We start from the raw sequence: 17,849 nt of genomic DNA on the forward strand, positions 1-17,849 counted from the left end.
TCGCGGCCCACCACCGCGCCGCGACGACCTCCGACAGGCCTCCGGACCGGACGACTCCCGCAGCGACTTCACAGCGACACCACTCAGGACCGGAGACAGATGACAGACGACACGTCGATGGTCGACGCGTGGAACGTGATCCTCGGCGCACTGTCCCAGGACGAGCGGATCACCGCTCCCCTCTACGGGTTCGTCTCGCTGGTGGAGCCCAAGGGCATCATGGCGGGCACCTTCTACCTTGAGGTCCCGAACGAGTTCACCCGCGGGATGCTCGAGCAGCGGGTGCGGGTGCCCCTGCTCAGTGCGATCGGGACGCTCGATGATTCCTTCGGCGTCTCGACGTTCGCCTTCGTGGTGAACCCCGACATCGAGCACGAGCCGCTCAGCTCCCCGTCGTCGGCGGAGTCGATGAACCCGTTCGAGCCCATCACCGCCTCCTCGGCCACGGTCGCGCCGACCCGTGTCGTCGAGGAGCTGCGAACCGTGCCGGCCACGGACACCCGGTTGAACCCCAAGTACAGCTTCGACAATTTCGTCATCGGAGGATCCAATCGGTTCGCCCACGCGGCGGCCGTCGCCGTCGCCGAGGCTCCCGCCAAGGCCTACAACCCGCTCTTCGTCTACGGCGACTCCGGGCTCGGCAAGACACACCTGCTCCACGCCATCGGTCACTACGCGATGAGCCTCTATCCGGGGATCCGCGTGCGGTACGTCTCGAGCGAGGAGTTCACCAACGACTTCATCAACTCGATCGCGAACAACCGGGGCAACGCCTTCCACGGCCGCTACCGCAACGTCGACATCCTCCTGATCGACGACATCCAGTTCTTGCAGGGGAAGGCGGAGACGCAGGAGGCGTTCTTCCATACCTTCAACCAGCTGCACGACCACAACAAGCAGGTCGTGATCACCTCCGATCTGCCGCCGAAAGCACTGACCGGCTTCGAGGACCGGATGCGCTCGCGCTTCGAGTGGGGCCTGATCACCGATGTACAGGCTCCCGACCTCGAAACGCGCATCGCGATCCTCCGCAAGAAGGCGGTGAGCGAGAAGCTGCTCGTTCCGGACGACATCCTCGAGTTCATGGCGTCGAAGGTGTCGAGCAACATCCGTGAACTCGAGGGGACGCTCATCCGCGTCACCGCGTTCGCGAGTCTGAACCGCACTCCGGTCGACATGTCGCTCGTGCAGACCGTGCTCAAGGACCTGATCACGCTCGACGAGGACAACGTCATCTCGCCGGTCGACATCATCAATCACACTGCGGACTACTTCAAGCTCACGGTCGATGACCTCTACGGATCGTCACGCTCTCAAGCCGTCGCCACCGCACGCCAGATCGCGATGTACCTCTGCCGCGAGCTGACAAATCTCTCGCTGCCCAAGATCGGCCAGCTGTTCGGCAACCGCGACCACACCACCGTCATGTACGCGAACAAGAAGATCTCGGAGCTCATGAAGGAGCGCCGCAGCATCTACAACCAGGTCACCGAGCTGACCACCCGCATCAAGACCAACCGCTGACGCGGGGCTTCGGGCCGTCCCTCGGGCGAGTGCCCGTCTCGATCCTCCGTCGCCCGAGGTCGATCCGCCACTTCCCGGTGTACTCGATGGTCGAGTAGCACCCATCGACCTCTCGCATCGAGTCGCCTGTGCGCCTGACGCGCCGTCTCACGCGCCACAGCCGACGATTTCCACAGTGTGAGGAACCTGTGGATAACTGTGGACAACCGCCTCGGAATTGTGGGCCAGAAGCGCCCACCTGTGGAGGGCGGCGCATCGCCCCGAATCGCTCCACAGGGCGTCCACGGCCGCGCTCACACTCCCTCCACAGGGTCGCGTAGCTCCGATCCCTCTGAGCAGTAGGGTCCCGGAGCGCTTTCCACAGTTTCCACACGTGTTAACACTGTTAACGCAGTTCTCTCTTTAACCAGGCCTCGACCAGCAACCTCTTCACAGCGGCTCGGGAGCGCTCGACGGGCGACCCCCTTCCGAGCGCGCCGAGCCCGACGGGTACGATGGGCGACGGTCTTCGTCCGCGACTCGTCAGGGGTGTACTCGTGAGGTTCCAAGCCAACCGCGATGTCTTCAGCGAGGCGGTGTCCTTCGCGGTCAAGCTGCTCCCGCAGCGCACGACCCTGCCGATCCTCTCCGGAGTCCTCATCGAGGCGACCGCTGAGGGTCTGACACTGTCCTCCTTCGACTACGAGGTGTCCGCACAGACGCAGATCGCAGCCGACGTCGAGGAGACGGGGACCGTGCTGGTCTCGGGCCGCCTTCTCGCCGACATTGCGAACCGCCTGCCCAACGCACCCGTGCGGATCGCCACGGAGGAGTCGCGCGTCTCGGTCTCGGCCGGCTCGGCGCACTTCACGCTGCTGCAGATGCCCGTGGAGGAGTACCCGAGCATCCCCGAGATCGACGCCTCCACCGGTCTCGTCCCGGCGGACGCCTTCGCGGCAGCTGTCTCGCAGGTGGCGGTCGCCGCCTCGCGCGACGACGTGACTCCGGTCATCACGGGCGTGCAGCTCGAGATCACCGAGAACACGATCGGACTCGTCGCGACCGACCGCTACCGGGTCGCCGTCCGCGAAATCGACTGGGACAACGGCGACAACCCGGCGCCGGCTCAGCCGCTCACCGCTCTGGTGCCGGCGCGGACGCTCCAGGAGGTCGGTAAGACCTTCGGCCACTCCGGCACCGTCTCGATTGCCATCACGAACCGCGACGAACGCGAGCTGATCGCGTTCACCGCCGATCGCAAGACTGTCACCTCGCTGCTGATCAAGGGCAACTTTCCGCCCGTGAAGCGCCTCTTCCCCGCCTCCGTGGAGAACTTTGCGGTCATGTCGACCAGCGACCTCATCGAGGCCGTCCGCCGCGTTTCGCTCGTGCTCGAACGCGAGGCCGCCCTCCGCTTCAGCTTCAGCAGCGATGGGCTCACTCTCGAGGCCATCGGCTCCGAGCAGGCGCAGGCGTCCGAGAGCATCGATGCGATCGTGACCGGCGACGACGTGGTCGTCTCGCTCAAACCCCAGTTCTTGCTGGACGGGCTCGCCGCCGTCCACTCCGAATTCGTACGCATCGCGTTCACGAAGACCGAGAACCCCAACAAGCCCGGCCCCGTCCTGATCACCGCGCAGACCTCGCGCGAGCAGCCCGGCAGCGACAGCTACCGCTACCTGCTCCAGCCCAACCTGCTCCTGCGCTGACCACCACCCCGGATCGCAGAGCCGCGACCGCCCCGCTCCCGACGAGCGCCCGCCCGCCGGACAACGAATCCAGGAAGGTTCACCATGCACATCGGACTCGTCGGCCTCGGCAAGATGGGCGATAACATGCGCTCCCGCCTCCGCTCGAAGGGCCTCGAGGTCACCGGTTACGACCGGAACCCGGACGTCTCGGACGCCGCCTCGCTCGACGAGATGATCGCCGCGCTTCCCTCGCCCCGGATCGTCTGGGTGATGGTCCCGGCCGGCGAGATCACCGACGCGGTCGTGAAGGATCTGTCGGAGAAGCTCACCGAGGGGGACCTCGTCATCGACGGCGGCAACTCCCGCTTCACCGAGGACTTCAAGCACGACGCGCTGCTGAAGCCGAAGGGCATCCACTACATCGACGCGGGAGTCTCCGGCGGCGTGTGGGGATTGCAGAACGGCTACGGCCTGATGGTCGGCGGCCCGAAGGAGCTCGTCGAGTACGCGATGCCCGTCTTCGACGCGCTGCGTCCGGAGGGCCCCCGCGAGGAGGGCTTCGTCCACGTCGGCGAGGTCGGTGCGGGCCACTACGCGAAAATGGTGCACAACGGCATCGAATACGCCCTGATGCAGGCGTTCGCGGAGGGTTACGAGCTCCTCGAGACCCGCAGCGACATCATCAAGGACGTCACCGGTACCTTCAAGGCGTGGCAGCGCGGCACGGTCGTTCGGTCCTGGCTGCTCGAGCTCCTCGTCCGCGCCCTCGAGCAGGACCCGGACTTCAAGAACATCGAGGGCTACGTGCAGGACTCGGGCGAGGGCCGCTGGACCATCGAGGAGGCCATCAACAATGCCGTCCCCGTGCCGACGATCAGCGCCTCGATCTTCGCGCGCTTCGTCTCCCGCCAGGAGGACTCCCCCGCGATGAAGGCTGTCGCGGCGCTGCGCAACCAGTTCGGCGGGCATAGCGTCAAAGCCGTTGATTGAGCGGAGCTCACTCCACGGGCTCGGCCGGTCCCTGCCCGGCCTCACAGCGGTCGGCTTTCAGGGGTGGTGGCGTTGTGCAGGGCCGGTGACGGACGGCGGACTGCGGCCCGCCGCCCCCGTGAGGCAGGGATGCTCTCACGGAGGCGGCGGGCCTTCGGCCGCCTCCACATTGCGGGGGACGATGGTCTGTTAGGGGGGGCGGAGGAGAGGAGCGCGACGTGCAGGTGACGCAGTTGGCGCTCAGTGACTTCCGCAACTACGAATCCGTCGATGTTGCGCTCGTCCCGGGGCCGAATCTTTTCGTCGGGCGGAACGGACAGGGTAAGACGAACCTGGTCGAATCGCTCGGCTACCTCTCCACCCTCGGCTCGCACCGCGTATCAAGCGACCAGGCGCTCATCCGCGCCGGCCGCGACAGCGCCGTCGTTCGTGCCCGCCTGCGCAACGGGGAGCGCGAGCTGCTGGCCGAGGTCCAGATCAACCGCTCCTCGCCCAACCGCGCGCAGATCAACCGCGGCGGGATCAAGCCGCGCGAGCTTCCCCGCTTCTTCTCGAGCGTGCTCTTCGCACCGGAGGATCTTCTGCTGATCCGGGGCGATCCGTCCGCGCGGCGACGCTTCCTGGACCAGCTGGTGGTCCTCCGCTCCCCCCGGATGAGCGCGGTCCAGTCGGACTACGAGCGCGTGCTGCGCCAGCGCAACTCCCTGCTGAAGTCGGCGCGGGCGAGCGGGGTCCGCGACGCGTCGAAGCTCGGCACTCTCGACATCTGGGACGAGCGCCTGATCGCGCTCGGGACCGAGATCATGCAGTCCCGCCTCACTCTGGTGGAGGAGCTGAGCGGGCCGGTGCGCGCAGCCTACGAGGCGGTCGCCGGCGCCGACCAGCGCCCGGTGCTCCGCTCGCGCCTGAGTATCGAGGGCGCGGTCGACGACGACGGCGAGCCAGTGGAGCAGCCGGGCTCTGCCTCGCCGGCGGCGGGCGAGAGTCTGGCGCCGTCGTTCGCCACGGCGCTGACCGGGGTGCGGCGTCGCGAGCTCGACCGGGGTGTGTCCCTCATCGGCCCGCACCGCGACGACGTGCAGTTCGAACTCAATGCGCTGCCGGCGAAGGGATACGCCAGCCACGGCGAGAGCTGGTCGTTCGCACTGGCGCTGAAGCTGGGGGCGGCGGAGTTGCTGCGCCGCGACTCCCCGATGGGCGACCCCGTGCTCATGCTCGACGACGTCTTCGCCGAACTGGATGCGCGGCGACGCGAGCGGCTCGCCTCCGTCGTCGCCGACTACGAGCAGGTGCTGATCACCGCAGCCGTCTTCGACGATGTGCCGGAGGCGCTGGCCGCGCACACTGTGCGGATCGAGGCGGGGCGTATCGTCGGTACGGAGCCAGCCGATGGCTGACGCGCCCCGTCGCGGCGCCCCCGACTCCGAAGCCGCCCGCGTCTACCGTCACCTCAAGGAGGTATTCGGTGCGGACGGCCCGCGCCGCATCCGGAAGACCGTGGAGCGCGCAGAGCCCCGCGGTGACGCGATCCCGTTCGGCAAGGGCCGCGACCCGCACGACCTCGGCGACGTCCTCGACTCCCTGACCGTGACGCTCGGCTGGACGGCGCCACTTGCCCAGGGTGACCTGATGTCGTCGTGGACGGCGATCGCCGGAGAGGAGACAGCGAAGCACTCGAGTCCGGTGGGTGTCGTCGACGGCGTCCTGACCGTCGCCTGCGAGTCGACGGCGTGGTCGACGCAGTTGCGGCTGATGCGGATCGAGATCATGAACCACATCGCCGTGAACTTCCCCGAGGCGGGCATCGCGTCGATCCGTTTCCTGGGCCCCGACGTCCCGAACTGGAAAAAGGGTCCCAGGTCCATTCCAGGGCGTGGTCCGCGCGACACCTACGGCTGACAACGCATTTTCGGTCGACCGCCGAAGTTTCGCGCCGCAGATCGCCGTCCAGCGCTTCGGATCGAGCCCGCACGCGGTAGAATGGAGGGCCGCCGAACCGCAATGACGACGCCGTGCGGGCGATCTCCAGATCCCCGTGCGCGTTACGACGGACCGTCAGAGGAGAACTCCACAGCTATGACACAAGAGCCGAACGACTCCACGTCACCCGAAGCGAACGACCTGGACGCGAACGGCTCCGCCGGACCCTCCGCTGCGCACGAGAGCATGTCGACCAAGTCCTCCGGCGACTACGGTGCCAACCAGATCCAGGTCCTCGAGGGACTTGAAGCGGTCCGCAAGCGCCCCGGCATGTACATCGGGTCCACGGGTCCGCGCGGTCTGCACCACCTGGTCTACGAGATCGTCGACAACGCCGTCGACGAGGCGCTCGCGGGCTACTGCGACAACATCGACATTGTGATGCGCGCCGACGGAGGCGTCACCGTCGCCGACAACGGCCGCGGCATCCCGGTCGACATGCATCCGACCGAGGGCATCTCCACAGTCGAGTTGGTGCTGACCGTCCTGCACGCCGGCGGCAAGTTCGGCGGAGGCGGCTACGCGGTCTCCGGTGGTCTGCACGGCGTCGGCTCCTCCGTGGTCAACGCGCTCTCGACGCGCCTCGAGGTCGAGGTGAAGCGCCAGGGTGCCGTGTACCGGATGAGCTTCACCGACGGCGTGCCGGACGCCCCGCTCGCCCAGGGCGAGGCCAGCGACGAGACCGGCACGACGATCACCTTCTGGCCCAACGCGGGGATCTTCGAGACGGTCGAGTTCGACTACGAGACCCTGCGCGCCCGCTTCCAGCAGATGGCATTCCTCAATAAGGGTCTGCGCATCGCGCTGACCGATCAGAACGAGGTCGAGTTCGAGGGGGAGGGTGAGGACGAGACCGAGGGCGACCGCACCGACGTCTTCCACTACGAGAAGGGGCTCGTCGACTACGTCGAGTACATCAACTCGCTGAAGAAATCAGACCTGGTGCACTCCGAGATCATCGACTTCGAGTCGGAGGATACCGAGCGCCGCATCTCGCTCGAGGTCGCGATGCAGTGGACGACGGCCTACACCGAGAGCGTCCACACCTATGCGAACACGATCAACACGCACGAGGGCGGTACCCACGAAGAGGGCTTCCGCGCCGCGCTGACGTCCTTGGTCAATCGCTATGCGCGCGCGAACAACCTGCTCAAGGAGAAGGACGAGAACCTCTCGGGCGACGACATCCGCGAAGGCCTCACCGCCGTCGTCTCGATCAAGCTCGGCGAGCCGCAGTTCGAGGGCCAGACGAAGACCAAGCTCGGCAACACCGAGGCGAAGGCATTCGTGCAACGGGTGGCCGGTGAGCAGCTCGCCGACTGGTTCGATCGCAACCCGAGCCAGGCGAAGGACATCATCCGCAAGGCGATCCAGGCAGCGTCGGCCCGCATGGCGGCGCGAAAGGCGCGCGAGACGGCCCGTCGCAAGGGCCTGCTTGAGGGCGGCGGTATGCCGGGCAAGCTCAAGGACTGCCAGTCGAAGGACCCGTCGATCTCCGAGATCTTCATCGTCGAGGGCGATTCGGCGGGCGGATCCGCGGTGCAGGGCCGGAACCCCGAAACTCAGGCGATCCTCCCCCTGCGCGGCAAGATCCTCAATGTCGAGAAAGCCCGGCTCGACCGCGCCCTTGGCAACAACGAGGTCCAGGCGATGATCACGGCGTTCGGGGCCGGCATCGGCGAGGACTTCAACCCCGATAAGGCCCGGTATCACAAGATCATTTTGATGGCCGACGCCGACGTCGACGGGCAGCACATCACGACGCTCCTGCTGACGCTCCTGTTCCGCTACATGCGTCCGCTGATCGACCTCGGCTACGTCTACCTCGCGCAGCCGCCGCTGTACCGCCTCAAGTGGTCGAATTCGCCGCACGAGTACGTCTACAGCGACCGCGAGCGCGACGCGCTGATCGCTCACGGCTCGGCGACCAACAAGCGCATGCCCAAGGAGAACGGTATCCAGCGCTACAAGGGCCTCGGCGAGATGGACTACAAGGAGCTGTGGGAGACGACGATGGACCCTGCCACGCGGACCCTCCTCCAGGTCACCCTCGATGACGCGGCCGCGGCCGACGAGATCTTCTCGACCCTGATGGGCGAGGACGTCGAGTCCCGCCGCTCCTTCATTCAGAAGAATGCGAAGGACGTGAGGTTCCTCGACATCTAAATGTCGAGGAACCTCACGTCCTTTGAAAGGCGGCAGCCCCGCGATCGCACCGCGATCCGAAAGGCGGCAGCCCCGCGGCACACGGCCGCGGACCCGGCCACGTGGAGAAGGTGACGGCGGCCCTCAATGGGCCGCACGACCACCGCCGAACCGCCACCCACCGACAACCGACCCCCTGACACCCAGCGCGACCGCCGCCCTCGCACCTCGGGGACACGGACCCACCTGAGAGACCAGAGACCATGGCAGACGAAGCAGACACCCCCACCGGACCGGACGAGAGTGACGACATTGTCACCGAGACCGGTGTCGTGATCCACGGGCACGACAAGATCGAGCCGGTGGATCTGCAGCTCGAGATGCAGCGCTCCTACCTCGACTACGCGATGAGCGTCATTGTGGGCCGTGCTCTGCCGGAGGTCCGCGATGGCCTCAAGCCGGTGCACCGTCGCGTCATCTACGCCATGTACGACGGCGGCTACCGCCCGGACAAGGCGTTCTCGAAGTGCTCCCGCGTCGTCGGCGACGTGATGGGCCAGTTTCATCCGCACGGCGACTCCGCGATCTACGACGCCCTTGTCCGCCTGGTGCAGCCGTGGAGCCTCCGCTACCCGCTCGCGCTCGGGCAGGGCAACTTCGGCTCCCCCGGCAACGACGGCGCGGCCGCTCCGCGGTACACCGAGACCAAGATGGCGCCGCTCGCGCTCGAGATGGTCCGCGACATCGACAAGAACACCGTCGACTTCCAGGACAACTACGACGGCCGCACCCGCGAGCCGGCGATCCTCCCGGCCCGTTTCCCGAACCTCCTGGTCAACGGCTCCGTCGGTATCGCGGTCGGTATGGCGACCAACATCCCGCCGCACAACCTGCGCGAGGTCGCCGCCGGCGCGAAGTGGGCGCTCGAGAACCCGGATGCAACGCGCGAGGAACTCCTCGAGGCGCTGCTGCAGCGGATCAAGGGCCCCGACTTCCCCACCGGTGCGCAGATCCTCGGCGTCCGCGGTATCCAGGACGCGTATCGCACCGGTCGCGGCTCGATCACGATGCGCGCCGTCGTCTCGATCGAGGAGATCCAGGGCCGCACCTGCCTCGTCGTCACCGAGCTGCCGTACCAGGTGAACCCGGACAATCTGGCGATCAAGATCGCCGAATTGGTCAAGGACGGGCGTGTCTCCGGCATTGCGGACATCCGCGACGAGACCTCCGGCCGCACCGGTCAGCGCCTCGTGGTCGTCCTCAAGCGCGATGCCGTGGCGAAGGTGGTGCTGAACAACCTCTACAAGCACACGCCGCTGCAGGAGAACTTCGGCGCCAACATGCTCGCGATCGTCGACGGCATCCCGCGCACGCTCTCGCTGGACGGCTTCATCCGCGCCTGGGTCGACCACCAGGTCGAGGTCATCGTGCGCCGCACCCAGTACCTCCTCGACGAGGCGGAGGCGCGGATCCACATCCTGCGCGGCTACCTCAAGGCGCTCGACGCGCTCGACGAGGTCATCGCGCTGATCCGCCGATCCCCCACGGTGGAGGAGGCGCGCGACGGCCTGATGGAGCTTCTCGACATCGACGAGGTGCAGTCCCGCGCCATCCTCGACATGCAGCTGCGCCGACTCGCGGCCCTCGAGCGTCAGAAGATCGTCGACGAGCACGACCGGATCCAGGCCGAGATCGAGGACTACAAGTCGATCCTCGCGAGCCCCGAGCGTCAGCGCACGATCATCTCGGACGAGCTCGAGGAGATCGTCGATCGCTTCGGCGACGACCGCCGCACCGAGATCCTCTTCGGTTTCGACGGCGACATGAGCGTCGAGGATCTGATTCCCGAGGAGGAGATGGTCGTCACCGTGACCCGCGGCGGCTACCTCAAGCGCACTCGGAGCGACTCCTACCGCGCGCAGCACCGGGGCGGCCGCGGTGTGCGCGGCGCGCAGTTGAAGGCCGACGACATCGTCGAGCACTTCTTCGTCACCACCACGCACCACTGGCTCCTGTTCTTCACGAACACCGGGCGGGTCTACCGCGCGAAGACCTACGAACTGCAGGAGGCGGGCCGCGACGCGAAGGGGCAGCACATCGCGAATCTGCTCGCGCTCGAGCCGGGCGAGCAGATCGCGCAGATCCTCGACATCCGCGACTACGAGGTGGCGCGCTATCTCGTGCTCGCGACGCGCGACGGGCTGGTGAAAAAGACGGCTCTCGCCGAGTACGACACCAACCGGTCCGGGGGGATCATCGCGATCAAGCTGCGCGACGGCGACGAGCTGGTCTCGGCGTTGCTGGTGGAGGAAGACAGCGACGTGCTGCTCGTCTCGCGCAAGGGAATGTCCATCCGTTTCACCGCCTCCGATGAGGCGCTGCGCCCGATGGGCCGCTCCACCTCGGGCGTGCGGGGGATGTCGTTCCGTGGGGAGGACCGTCTGCTCGACGCCAATGTCGTCAGTGACGAAGGCTTCGTGTTCGTGGTCACCGAGGGCGGATATGCGAAGCGCACCGCGGTCGATCAGTACCGGCTCCAGGGACGCGGCGGTCTGGGCATCAAAGTGGCCAAGCTGGAGGACAAGCGCGGTGACCTGGTCGGCGCGATCATCACCGGCGAGGACGACGAGGTGCTCGTCGTGCTCGCCAGTGGCAAGGTGGTACGCTCTGCCGTGGCCGAGGTACCGGCCAAGGGTCGCGACACCATGGGAGTCGTCTTCGCACGATTCGCTGAGGATGACCGCATCATCGCACTCGCCAAGAACACCGAACGTAATCTCGACGCCCAGGACGAGGATCCCGACGCCGCGGCGGCGGCCGAGTCCGGCCCGGTGTCGGAGGAGGATGGGTCCGTAGATGAGTAGCACCGTCGCCGAGAAGCTCGCCAAGAAGTCTGCGAAGAGTCCGGCGGCGAAGCAGGTTCGCTTGAAGCTCGTCTACGTCGACTTCTGGTCGGCCGTCAAGCTCTCGTTCCTGCTGGGTCTGACGCTCGCGATCATCACGATCGTCGTCGTCTACCTGGTCTACACGGTCCTCTCCCAGACGGGTGTGTTCGAGAAGGTCAACGGCCTGGTGCAGGAGGTCGCGGGCGCTGAGACGTTCGACCTCAACACGTTCCTCTCGCTACCGCAGGTCATGGGCTTCGCGATCGTCGTCGCGGTGCTGAACACGATCGTCACCACGGCCCTCGGCGCGATCGTCGCGATGCTGTACAACCTCAGCGTCAAGATCACCGGCGGGCTGCTGGTCGGCTTCACCAACCAGTAGGCGGCGGCGGCCGATTGGGATTCTGGCGGCAGGTCCGGTAGAGTCTCCTCTGGTCAATCCGGGGGTATAGCTCAGGCGGTTAGAGCGCTTCACTGATAATGAAGAGGTCCCAGGTTCAAGTCCTGGTACCCCCACCCGTGCCGGACGGCTCACCACCTCGCAGTGGCGGGCCGTTCGACTCTCGGAGGCGGATCGCCCCGTCCCCAGCCCGGGGCCTTAGCTCAGTTGGTAGAGCGCCTGCTTTGCAAGCAGGATGTCAGGAGTTCGAATCTCCTAGGCTCCACAGTCTTCCGGCCGCTCCGGTTTTTCTCGTCGTATCGGAGTGATGAGCACCGCGCAGCGGTCGACCGCCGCGCGGAACGGGTCGGCCGGAGAGCCGCGTCCTGACGGTCAGCGCGGTCGGCAGGCGACGCCGAGGAACTCCTGCACGGAGAGGGTCTTGGATGTGCCGTCGCGGACATCGCCGACGATGATCTCGCCGACGGAGAGAGTGTCGAACTGCTCGGCCGTGAACACGACGGGGCGGGAGAGCACGGAGCGATCGGTCGCATAGGCACCGAGCGCGAAGTCGACGCCCGGCGGGAACTGCTCGATCTCCCTGTCGGCGGGCCAGATCGTCCGTCCGGAGAGGTCGGTCGCACCCAGCTGCGTGACTGGTGACGGCGAGACCCAGCGGGTGATCCTCCGCAGAGTGTCGCCGATGGCCGCAGGAGCGGAGTCGGAGGCGGCCAGATCGAGGCCGTCGATGGATCCGGAGCAGACGACGACCACACCAAGGACCTCGGCCCGTTCGCCACCGCGGCCCAGCCCGACCGTCGCTGTCGTCGCGGGCTCGTCCGCCGTGCACCCGGAGAGGGCGAGTGCGCCGAGCGTCGCGACGGTGCACACGAATGCGGTACGACGGTGCATGGAGCCTCCCCCGGCCACCCTACGCGGGGAGCGCCAGCGCGAGGGCGGCGAGAGCCTGGGGGAGGGAGGGCGCACCCTCTGCGCGGAACACGATGTCCCCCGTGCTGTCACGCACGACGACCGTCGGTGTGGAGCGGATATCGGCGGCCTCGGCCTCGACGGGATGGAAGGCCACATCGTATTCACGGATCTCGGCGGCGGGGACCAGCTCCGCTGCCCGCTCGAGCACCGAGCGCGCCGCGTGACAGGCCCCGCAGAAGGCTGAGGTGTAGAACTCGACGATCACGACAGGGAGAACACGGAGGGGAGACGGGGGATTCCCGGGCGCCGTCAGCGCAGGAGCCAGGTCTCGTTCATGGTGAGCGCCGCGTCGATGAGTTCGACGCGCTCCAGCTCCTCGACTTCACCGAGCGAAAACCAGGCGGCAGCGTCCGTGGACCCGTCGACCTCGTGGGTGAGCTCGCCAGCCACGACGCGGGCGCGGTACACAATGCGGATGGCGTGCAGTGGACCGGCGTCGGGCTCACCGCGACGGTGCGCGGGGATGACATGCGAGTCGACTCCGATGAGGGCTTCGAGCTCAGCGCGGTAGCCCGTCTCCTCGAAGATCTCGCGGATCGCAGCATCCGCGGGCGACTCGCCCTCCTCGATCCCGCCGCCGGGGAGGGTCCATGCCGACCAGGGGCCCTGGCTCCAGTGCGCGAGCAGCATCCGCTCGCCGTCGATGATCACGCCGTACGCGGCGACCCGGATATCCATCGGAGAAGCGTAACCCGGGCACTCGAACGAGCCGGACCCCTCGGGGGGCCCGGCTCGTCCAACGGAAGCGTCAGGAAGCGGTCGATGCCGCGTTCTGCGCGGCGCTCTGCGGCTCGTCGTCGGCGACCCACAGCTCGTCGTCGGCGCGGAAGGTCTGCCAGACGGCGTAGCCGATACCGCCGACGGCGACGAGAGCGGCACCGATCGCGAAGACAGTGCCAACCCTGTTCTTCTTCTTCGGAGGAGTGGTGAGCTCCTGCCAGCGCGCCTTCGAGATCTCGCCGAGCTTCGCGCGGTTCTTCGAGTCCTTCGCGGCCTCGAATGCGGCCGCGGCAGTGCCCCCGACAGCAGCGAACGTGGGGAGGACCTTGTGCTTGTAAGCATCGCGGGCCGAGGAGTACGTACCCTCGACGGCGGAGAGGCCGTTGTCGTAGACAGGCTTGACGCGGGAGTTGTACGTGCCCTTGACCAGGGGCACGACCTCCTTCTTCGCGTACTGAGCCGCCTGACGGCGGCTCTTCTCGAGAACGGAGGCCGCGTGCGACAGCACTTCCTGCTGCTCGCTCCACACCGCCTCAGCGTTCTTGCGAAGACGCTTGAGGTCCTTCTTGTGCTTACGTGACAGACCCATGTTGGTCCTCCATCGGCTACGAGCAGCGAACGCGTCAATACTGCCACTCATCGATCCGCGTCCGCACCGCGCACCCAGCGCATTGACACCCTGCGTTGCAGGGGCCTACAGACGCGCTGTGCGAGAATCCGAGCATGCCTTTGCACACCGCAGTCGCGACGTTCCACACCAACAAGGGCGACATCGTCGTCAACCTCTATGGGAACCACGCTCCCCAGACGGTCCGCAACTTCGTCGGTCTTGCGACCGGTGACATCGAGTGGACCCACCCCGCCACAGGCGCGAAGACAAAGGAGCCGCTCTACAACGGCACGGTCTTCCACCGCATCATCCCCGACTTCATGCTCCAGGGTGGTGACCCGCTCGGTCAGGGCATCGGCGGCCCGGGCTACCAGTTCGACGACGAGATCAACCCCGAGCTCGACTTCACCCAGCCCTACATCCTCGCGATGGCGAACGCCGGCAAGCAGGCGGGCCGTGGCACGAACGGCTCGCAGTTCTTCATCACCGTAGCGCCGACTACGTGGCTGCAGGGCAAGCACACCATCTTCGGTGCCGTCGTCGACGAGGAGTCGAAGAAGCTCGTTCAGGCGCTCTCGGCGGTCCCCACGGACGGCCGTGACAAGCCGCTCGACGACGTCGTGATCGAGACCGTCGAGATCACCGAGGTCTGATCGCCTCGTCCCACACTCATTCGAGGGCCGGGTCCGTCAGGGCCCGGCCCTTTCTCTCCCCGGAGGCACGTCCGTGACCCAGGTCCCGCCGAGCAGCAGCTACTCCTGCTATCGCCACCCCGATCGGCAGAGCTTCGTGCGCTGCCAGCGTTGCGGACGCACGATCTGCGGTGAATGCCAGACCCCCGCTCCCGTCGGCGTGATCTGCCCGGACGACATGGCGCAGCAGCGCGCCACCGCCCCGCGCACCCGCAGTCCGCTCGTCTCGCGCGTGCGGGCGATGACCCGGGCCGACCAGCCGACGGTGACCTACGCGATCATCGCGCTCTGCGTCGTGCTGTGGATCGTCGAGATCCTCCCCGTCGTCGGCGAACCCGCGATCAATGCCCTGCTGTATGCCCCCGCCTACACGCTGTCCGACTTCGGGGCCGGCTTCGAGCCGTGGCGGATGCTCACCTCGGTGTTCCTGCACAGCACATCGCTCTTCTTCGTCATCCCGTTCCACCTGGTGCTGAACATGTACACGCTGTGGGTGTTCGGCATGGTGCTCGAGCGGATGCTGGGCCGCGGGCGCTACCTGACCCTCTTCCTCCTCAGCGGATTCGCCGGCTCGGTCGGTGTGCTCCTCCTCGCAGACCCGTTGACTCCGGTGATCGGCGCATCCGGCGCGATCTTCGGGCTGATGGGCGCATATCTGGTGATCCTGCGGCATCTGGGCGGTCAAGCCCAGCAGCTGCTGGTCCTGGTCGGGCTCAATCTCGTCATCGGCTTCCTGCCGGGAATGAACGTGGCCTGGCAGGCACACGTCGGCGGGTTGGTCGCGGGTGCCCTGATCGGGCTCGTGTTCACGCGGACGCGGCAGCGCACGCAGCGGAGCACGCAGAATCTGCTCGTCGGGCTGATCGGGGTCGGACTCATCGCGATCACCGCAGGGGCGTACGTTCTGGGCTGAGTCGGTCGCGACCCGCGGTGGCGGGCTCGGGGGTGCCTTCGGCGCGTTCGGGCCCGCCCTGTCGTTCCGCGCTGAGTGGTTCTCGCCGCCGCTCCTCCCTGTCCTGTCTCCACCGCTCTCAACAGCTGGGGAGGAAGTTATCCACAGAGTTGTTAACACTGGGGACAACGCCTCGAGTGTCCTCCCCGGGAGGACCTGGCAGGAGCAGAGATGTGCGTGATCGCCACCGCACTGGTGCGGATCCCTGCCGTCCACCCCTTGAGGACGCCCGTCGGCGGCAGTCTGCGCAGTTCTCCACAGGAGATTCCACAGCTGGGGATAATTACAGCGGTGTAGTTCGGCTCCGGACGGCAACGAGTGCTGTCGCATCCCGGTCCCCATCGCGGCGCAGGGACGTGGCGAAGCCCCCCGCTCGGAACGCGGATGCGCTCGCGGCGGCCTGGTCTGCTCCCACTTCGATCACGACGACGCCGTGGGGTGTGAGCCAGGGACCCGCCTCCTGCGCGATGCGCCGGTGCAGCGCGAGCCCGTCCTGCCCGCCGTCGAGAGTGAGCCGCGGCTCGTGCACGCGAGCCTCGGGCGGCATCAGGGCGATCGCGGCGGTGGGGACGTAGGGGGCGTTCACGACCACCACGTCGATCCGTCCGCGCTCTGGCGGGGGAAGAGCATCGAAGAGGTCGCCCTCGAGGACGGCAGCGCGTCCTGCGAGTGTGCGGCGGGCGCACGCGACCGCGGCGGGAGAGAGGTCCGCGGCGAGCAGGCGCACGTCGGGGCGCTCCTCGGCGATCGAACGCGCGAGAGCGCCGGAGCCGCAGCAGAGGTCGAGGACGACGGCACCGGCCGGGAGGAGTTCGAGGGCGCAGTCGACCAGCCATTCGGTCCGCACCCGGGGTACGAAGACGCCCGGTTCGACGGGGATGCGCAGACCGCGGAAGGCGACCCAGCCGAGGATCTGCTCGAGGGGCTCACCCGTCTCGCGGCGACGCAGCAGCAGTTCGAGGGCGGCGGAGGAATCGGCGGCCTCCTCGAGCAGGCCCGCCTCCTCTTCGGCGAAGACGCAGCCGACAGCGCGCAGCCGCTCCACGGACGACGAACGCCCCGTCGGCGGACCGGACGGGGCATCGTTCACTGCTCGGGGGCTAGCGCCAGCGCGTGGTCATCAGGAAGCCGATGAACGCGATGCCGAAGCCGATCAGGATGTTGAGGTTGCCGAGATCGGGGACCGGCAGAGTGCCCTGGCTCACGTAGAAGACGATGATCCAGGCGAGTCCGATCAGCATGAACCCGAACATCACCGGCTTGAACCAGACCGGATTCGGTGCGTTCTCGCCGGTCCGAGTCTCGTCGCGCTCGGCCTTCGGGCTCTTCGTCGCTCGTGCCATGCCGACCACTGTACCGGGCGGAGGCTCCCGGCCGGGAGCGCCGTGGCGCTGTGCCGTCTCGCGGCGTGGTCGGTCGGCCGCTTCGAGGCGTGGTCCTTCCCTCCCCAAGCGGCGGTTGGAGAGGTTCTCCCCAGCTCGCGAGGGAGCGCCGCAGCCCGCCGCGGCTCGCGCCTAGACTCGTCGCATGACCGCCCAGAACCCCGACGCGACGGCTCTGCGGCCGCGAGGGAAGCGACGACGGGCCCGCCCGGGCCGACGCCTCTCGTTCTTCGGAGTCGTCGGCGAGCTCCTGATGACCGCCGGCGTCCTGGTCCTGCTCTTCCTTGCCTGGCAGCTGTGGTGGAACGACGCGGTGATCGCCGGTCAGCAGACGACTCAGGCGGCGGAGCTCCGTGAGAGCTGGGGCGACTCCGCTCCTGCACCGCAGGCGACCGAGGCCGCCTCCGCGGAGCCGGTCGTCGCGACGGCCGCCGCCCTCGACACCTCCTTCGGCAACCTCTACATCCCGCGCTATGGCGAGGGCTGGGTGCGCACGATCGCCGAGGGTATCGACGCCGAGAACGTGCTCGACGAGGGCAGCATCGGCCACTACCCCGGGACGCAGATGCCCGGCCAGGCCGGCAACTTCGCGCTCGCCGCTCACCGCAGCGCCTACGGCGGCGGCATGCACCTGATCGACGAGCTCCAGCTCGGCGACCCGATCTACATCGAGACGGCGGACGGCTGGTACACCTACCGCTTCCGCAACCTCGAGTACGTCCAGCCCTCCGACGTCCAGGTGATCGACCCCGTCCCGTGGACCCCGGACGCGGCCCCGACCGACCGCCTGATCACGCTGACGAGCTGTAATCCGCTCTACTCGACGGCCGAGCGCATCATCGCGTACGGCGTGTTCGATTCGTTCCAGCCGCGCTCCGCGGGCGCCCCCGCCGAGATCGCCGGCTCGCTGGCGCAGGAGGGCTGATC

At 67.4% G+C, this 17,849-nt stretch carries 17 protein-coding genes and 2 tRNA genes; 13 read left to right on the top strand and 6 right to left on the bottom strand.

The annotated features are described in order from the left end of the window. Positions 1 to 219: 219 nt before the first annotated feature. The 10 genes from dnaA (at position 220) to A6122_RS00050 (ending at position 11,859) form a co-directional block, all read left to right on the top strand. Positions 220 to 1,524 carry a chromosomal replication initiator protein DnaA gene (gene dnaA, locus A6122_RS00005; protein WP_418320025.1) on the top strand — a complete coding sequence of 435 codons (1,305 nt, stop codon included), beginning with the start codon at positions 220 to 222 and terminating at the stop codon, positions 1,522 to 1,524. Between the two features lie 536 nt (positions 1,525 to 2,060). Continuing rightward, complete coding sequence (dnaN, locus tag A6122_RS00010; RefSeq protein ID WP_068256744.1) at positions 2,061 to 3,212, top strand: DNA polymerase III subunit beta; 1,152 nt, start codon at positions 2,061 to 2,063, stop codon at positions 3,210 to 3,212. Positions 3,213 to 3,296: 84 nt separating this feature from the next. Beyond that, complete coding sequence (gene gnd, locus A6122_RS00015; protein ID WP_068250035.1) at positions 3,297 to 4,184, top strand: phosphogluconate dehydrogenase (NAD(+)-dependent, decarboxylating); 888 nt, start codon at positions 3,297 to 3,299, stop codon at positions 4,182 to 4,184. Positions 4,185 to 4,402: 218 nt separating this feature from the next. Then, the gene (gene recF, locus A6122_RS00020) at positions 4,403 to 5,581 is read left to right on the top strand and encodes a DNA replication/repair protein RecF (RefSeq protein ID WP_068250038.1); all 1,179 of its coding nucleotides are present in this window, start codon (positions 4,403 to 4,405) and stop codon (positions 5,579 to 5,581) included. Further along, entirely contained in the window at positions 5,574 to 6,083 is a 510-nt protein-coding gene (locus tag A6122_RS00025) for a DciA family protein (protein WP_068250042.1), read from the top strand. The genes recF and A6122_RS00025 overlap by 8 nt, the downstream gene beginning before the upstream one ends. A 267-nt stretch (positions 6,084 to 6,350) precedes the next feature. Continuing rightward, positions 6,351 to 8,330 (top strand): DNA topoisomerase (ATP-hydrolyzing) subunit B, encoded by a 1,980-nt coding sequence (gyrB, locus tag A6122_RS00030; RefSeq protein ID WP_068256747.1) that lies wholly within the window; start codon positions 6,351 to 6,353, stop codon positions 8,328 to 8,330. A gap of 242 nt (positions 8,331 to 8,572) precedes the next feature. Continuing rightward, positions 8,573 to 11,173 (top strand): DNA gyrase subunit A, encoded by a 2,601-nt coding sequence (gyrA, locus tag A6122_RS00035; protein ID WP_068250044.1) that lies wholly within the window; start codon positions 8,573 to 8,575, stop codon positions 11,171 to 11,173. After that, positions 11,166 to 11,576, top strand: coding sequence for a DUF3566 domain-containing protein (locus A6122_RS00040; RefSeq protein WP_068250046.1), 411 nt, complete (start codon positions 11,166 to 11,168; stop codon positions 11,574 to 11,576). Before gyrA ends, A6122_RS00040 begins: the two co-directional genes overlap by 8 nt. 60 nt (positions 11,577 to 11,636) lie before the next feature. Continuing rightward, positions 11,637 to 11,710: transfer RNA gene (locus A6122_RS00045), tRNA-Ile, on the top strand. Between the two features lie 76 nt (positions 11,711 to 11,786). Continuing rightward, positions 11,787 to 11,859: transfer RNA gene (locus tag A6122_RS00050), tRNA-Ala, on the top strand. 107 nt (positions 11,860 to 11,966) lie between these two features. Here A6122_RS00050 and A6122_RS00055 read toward each other — a convergent pair. The 4 genes from A6122_RS00055 to A6122_RS00070 form a co-directional block, all read right to left on the bottom strand. Beyond that, entirely contained in the window at positions 11,967 to 12,485 is a 519-nt protein-coding gene (locus A6122_RS00055) for a hypothetical protein (RefSeq protein WP_068250050.1), read from the bottom strand. Between the two features lie 19 nt (positions 12,486 to 12,504). Continuing rightward, the gene (locus A6122_RS00060; protein ID WP_068250053.1) at positions 12,505 to 12,771 is read right to left on the bottom strand and encodes a thioredoxin domain-containing protein; all 267 of its coding nucleotides are present in this window, start codon (positions 12,769 to 12,771) and stop codon (positions 12,505 to 12,507) included. A 44-nt stretch (positions 12,772 to 12,815) separates the two neighbouring features. Continuing rightward, a complete protein-coding gene (locus tag A6122_RS00065; RefSeq protein ID WP_068250056.1) occupies positions 12,816 to 13,244 on the bottom strand; it encodes an NUDIX hydrolase in 429 nt (142 codons plus the stop codon). Positions 13,245 to 13,314: 70 nt separating this feature from the next. Next, complete coding sequence (locus A6122_RS00070; protein ID WP_068250059.1) at positions 13,315 to 13,875, bottom strand: hypothetical protein; 561 nt, start codon at positions 13,873 to 13,875, stop codon at positions 13,315 to 13,317. Positions 13,876 to 14,009: 134 nt separating this feature from the next. On the opposite strand from A6122_RS00070, the gene A6122_RS00075 reads away from it, so the two are divergent. Together A6122_RS00075 and A6122_RS00080 are read left to right on the top strand one after the other, a co-directional pair. Then, entirely contained in the window at positions 14,010 to 14,549 is a 540-nt protein-coding gene (locus A6122_RS00075) for a peptidylprolyl isomerase (RefSeq protein ID WP_068250062.1), read from the top strand. A gap of 73 nt (positions 14,550 to 14,622) precedes the next feature. After that, the gene (locus tag A6122_RS00080) at positions 14,623 to 15,501 is read left to right on the top strand and encodes a rhomboid family intramembrane serine protease (RefSeq protein WP_068250064.1); all 879 of its coding nucleotides are present in this window, start codon (positions 14,623 to 14,625) and stop codon (positions 15,499 to 15,501) included. 322 nt (positions 15,502 to 15,823) lie between these two features. Here A6122_RS00080 and A6122_RS00085 read toward each other — a convergent pair whose 3' ends face one another. Both A6122_RS00085 and A6122_RS00090 read right to left on the bottom strand, forming a co-directional pair. Further along, entirely contained in the window at positions 15,824 to 16,630 is an 807-nt protein-coding gene (locus tag A6122_RS00085) for a putative protein N(5)-glutamine methyltransferase (protein ID WP_181134350.1), read from the bottom strand. A gap of 10 nt (positions 16,631 to 16,640) precedes the next feature. After that, on the bottom strand, positions 16,641 to 16,883 hold the full coding sequence (locus A6122_RS00090; RefSeq protein ID WP_068256749.1) for a cell division protein CrgA: 243 nt from the start codon (positions 16,881 to 16,883) through the stop codon (positions 16,641 to 16,643). Between the two features lie 184 nt (positions 16,884 to 17,067). On the opposite strand from A6122_RS00090, the gene A6122_RS00095 reads away from it, so the two are divergent. Continuing rightward, the gene (locus A6122_RS00095; RefSeq protein ID WP_068250071.1) at positions 17,068 to 17,847 is read left to right on the top strand and encodes a class E sortase; all 780 of its coding nucleotides are present in this window, start codon (positions 17,068 to 17,070) and stop codon (positions 17,845 to 17,847) included. Positions 17,848 to 17,849 lie beyond the last annotated feature (2 nt).

Source organism: Rathayibacter tritici (assembly GCF_001641005.1).
Lineage (GTDB): Bacteria > Actinomycetota > Actinomycetes > Actinomycetales > Microbacteriaceae > Rathayibacter > Rathayibacter tritici.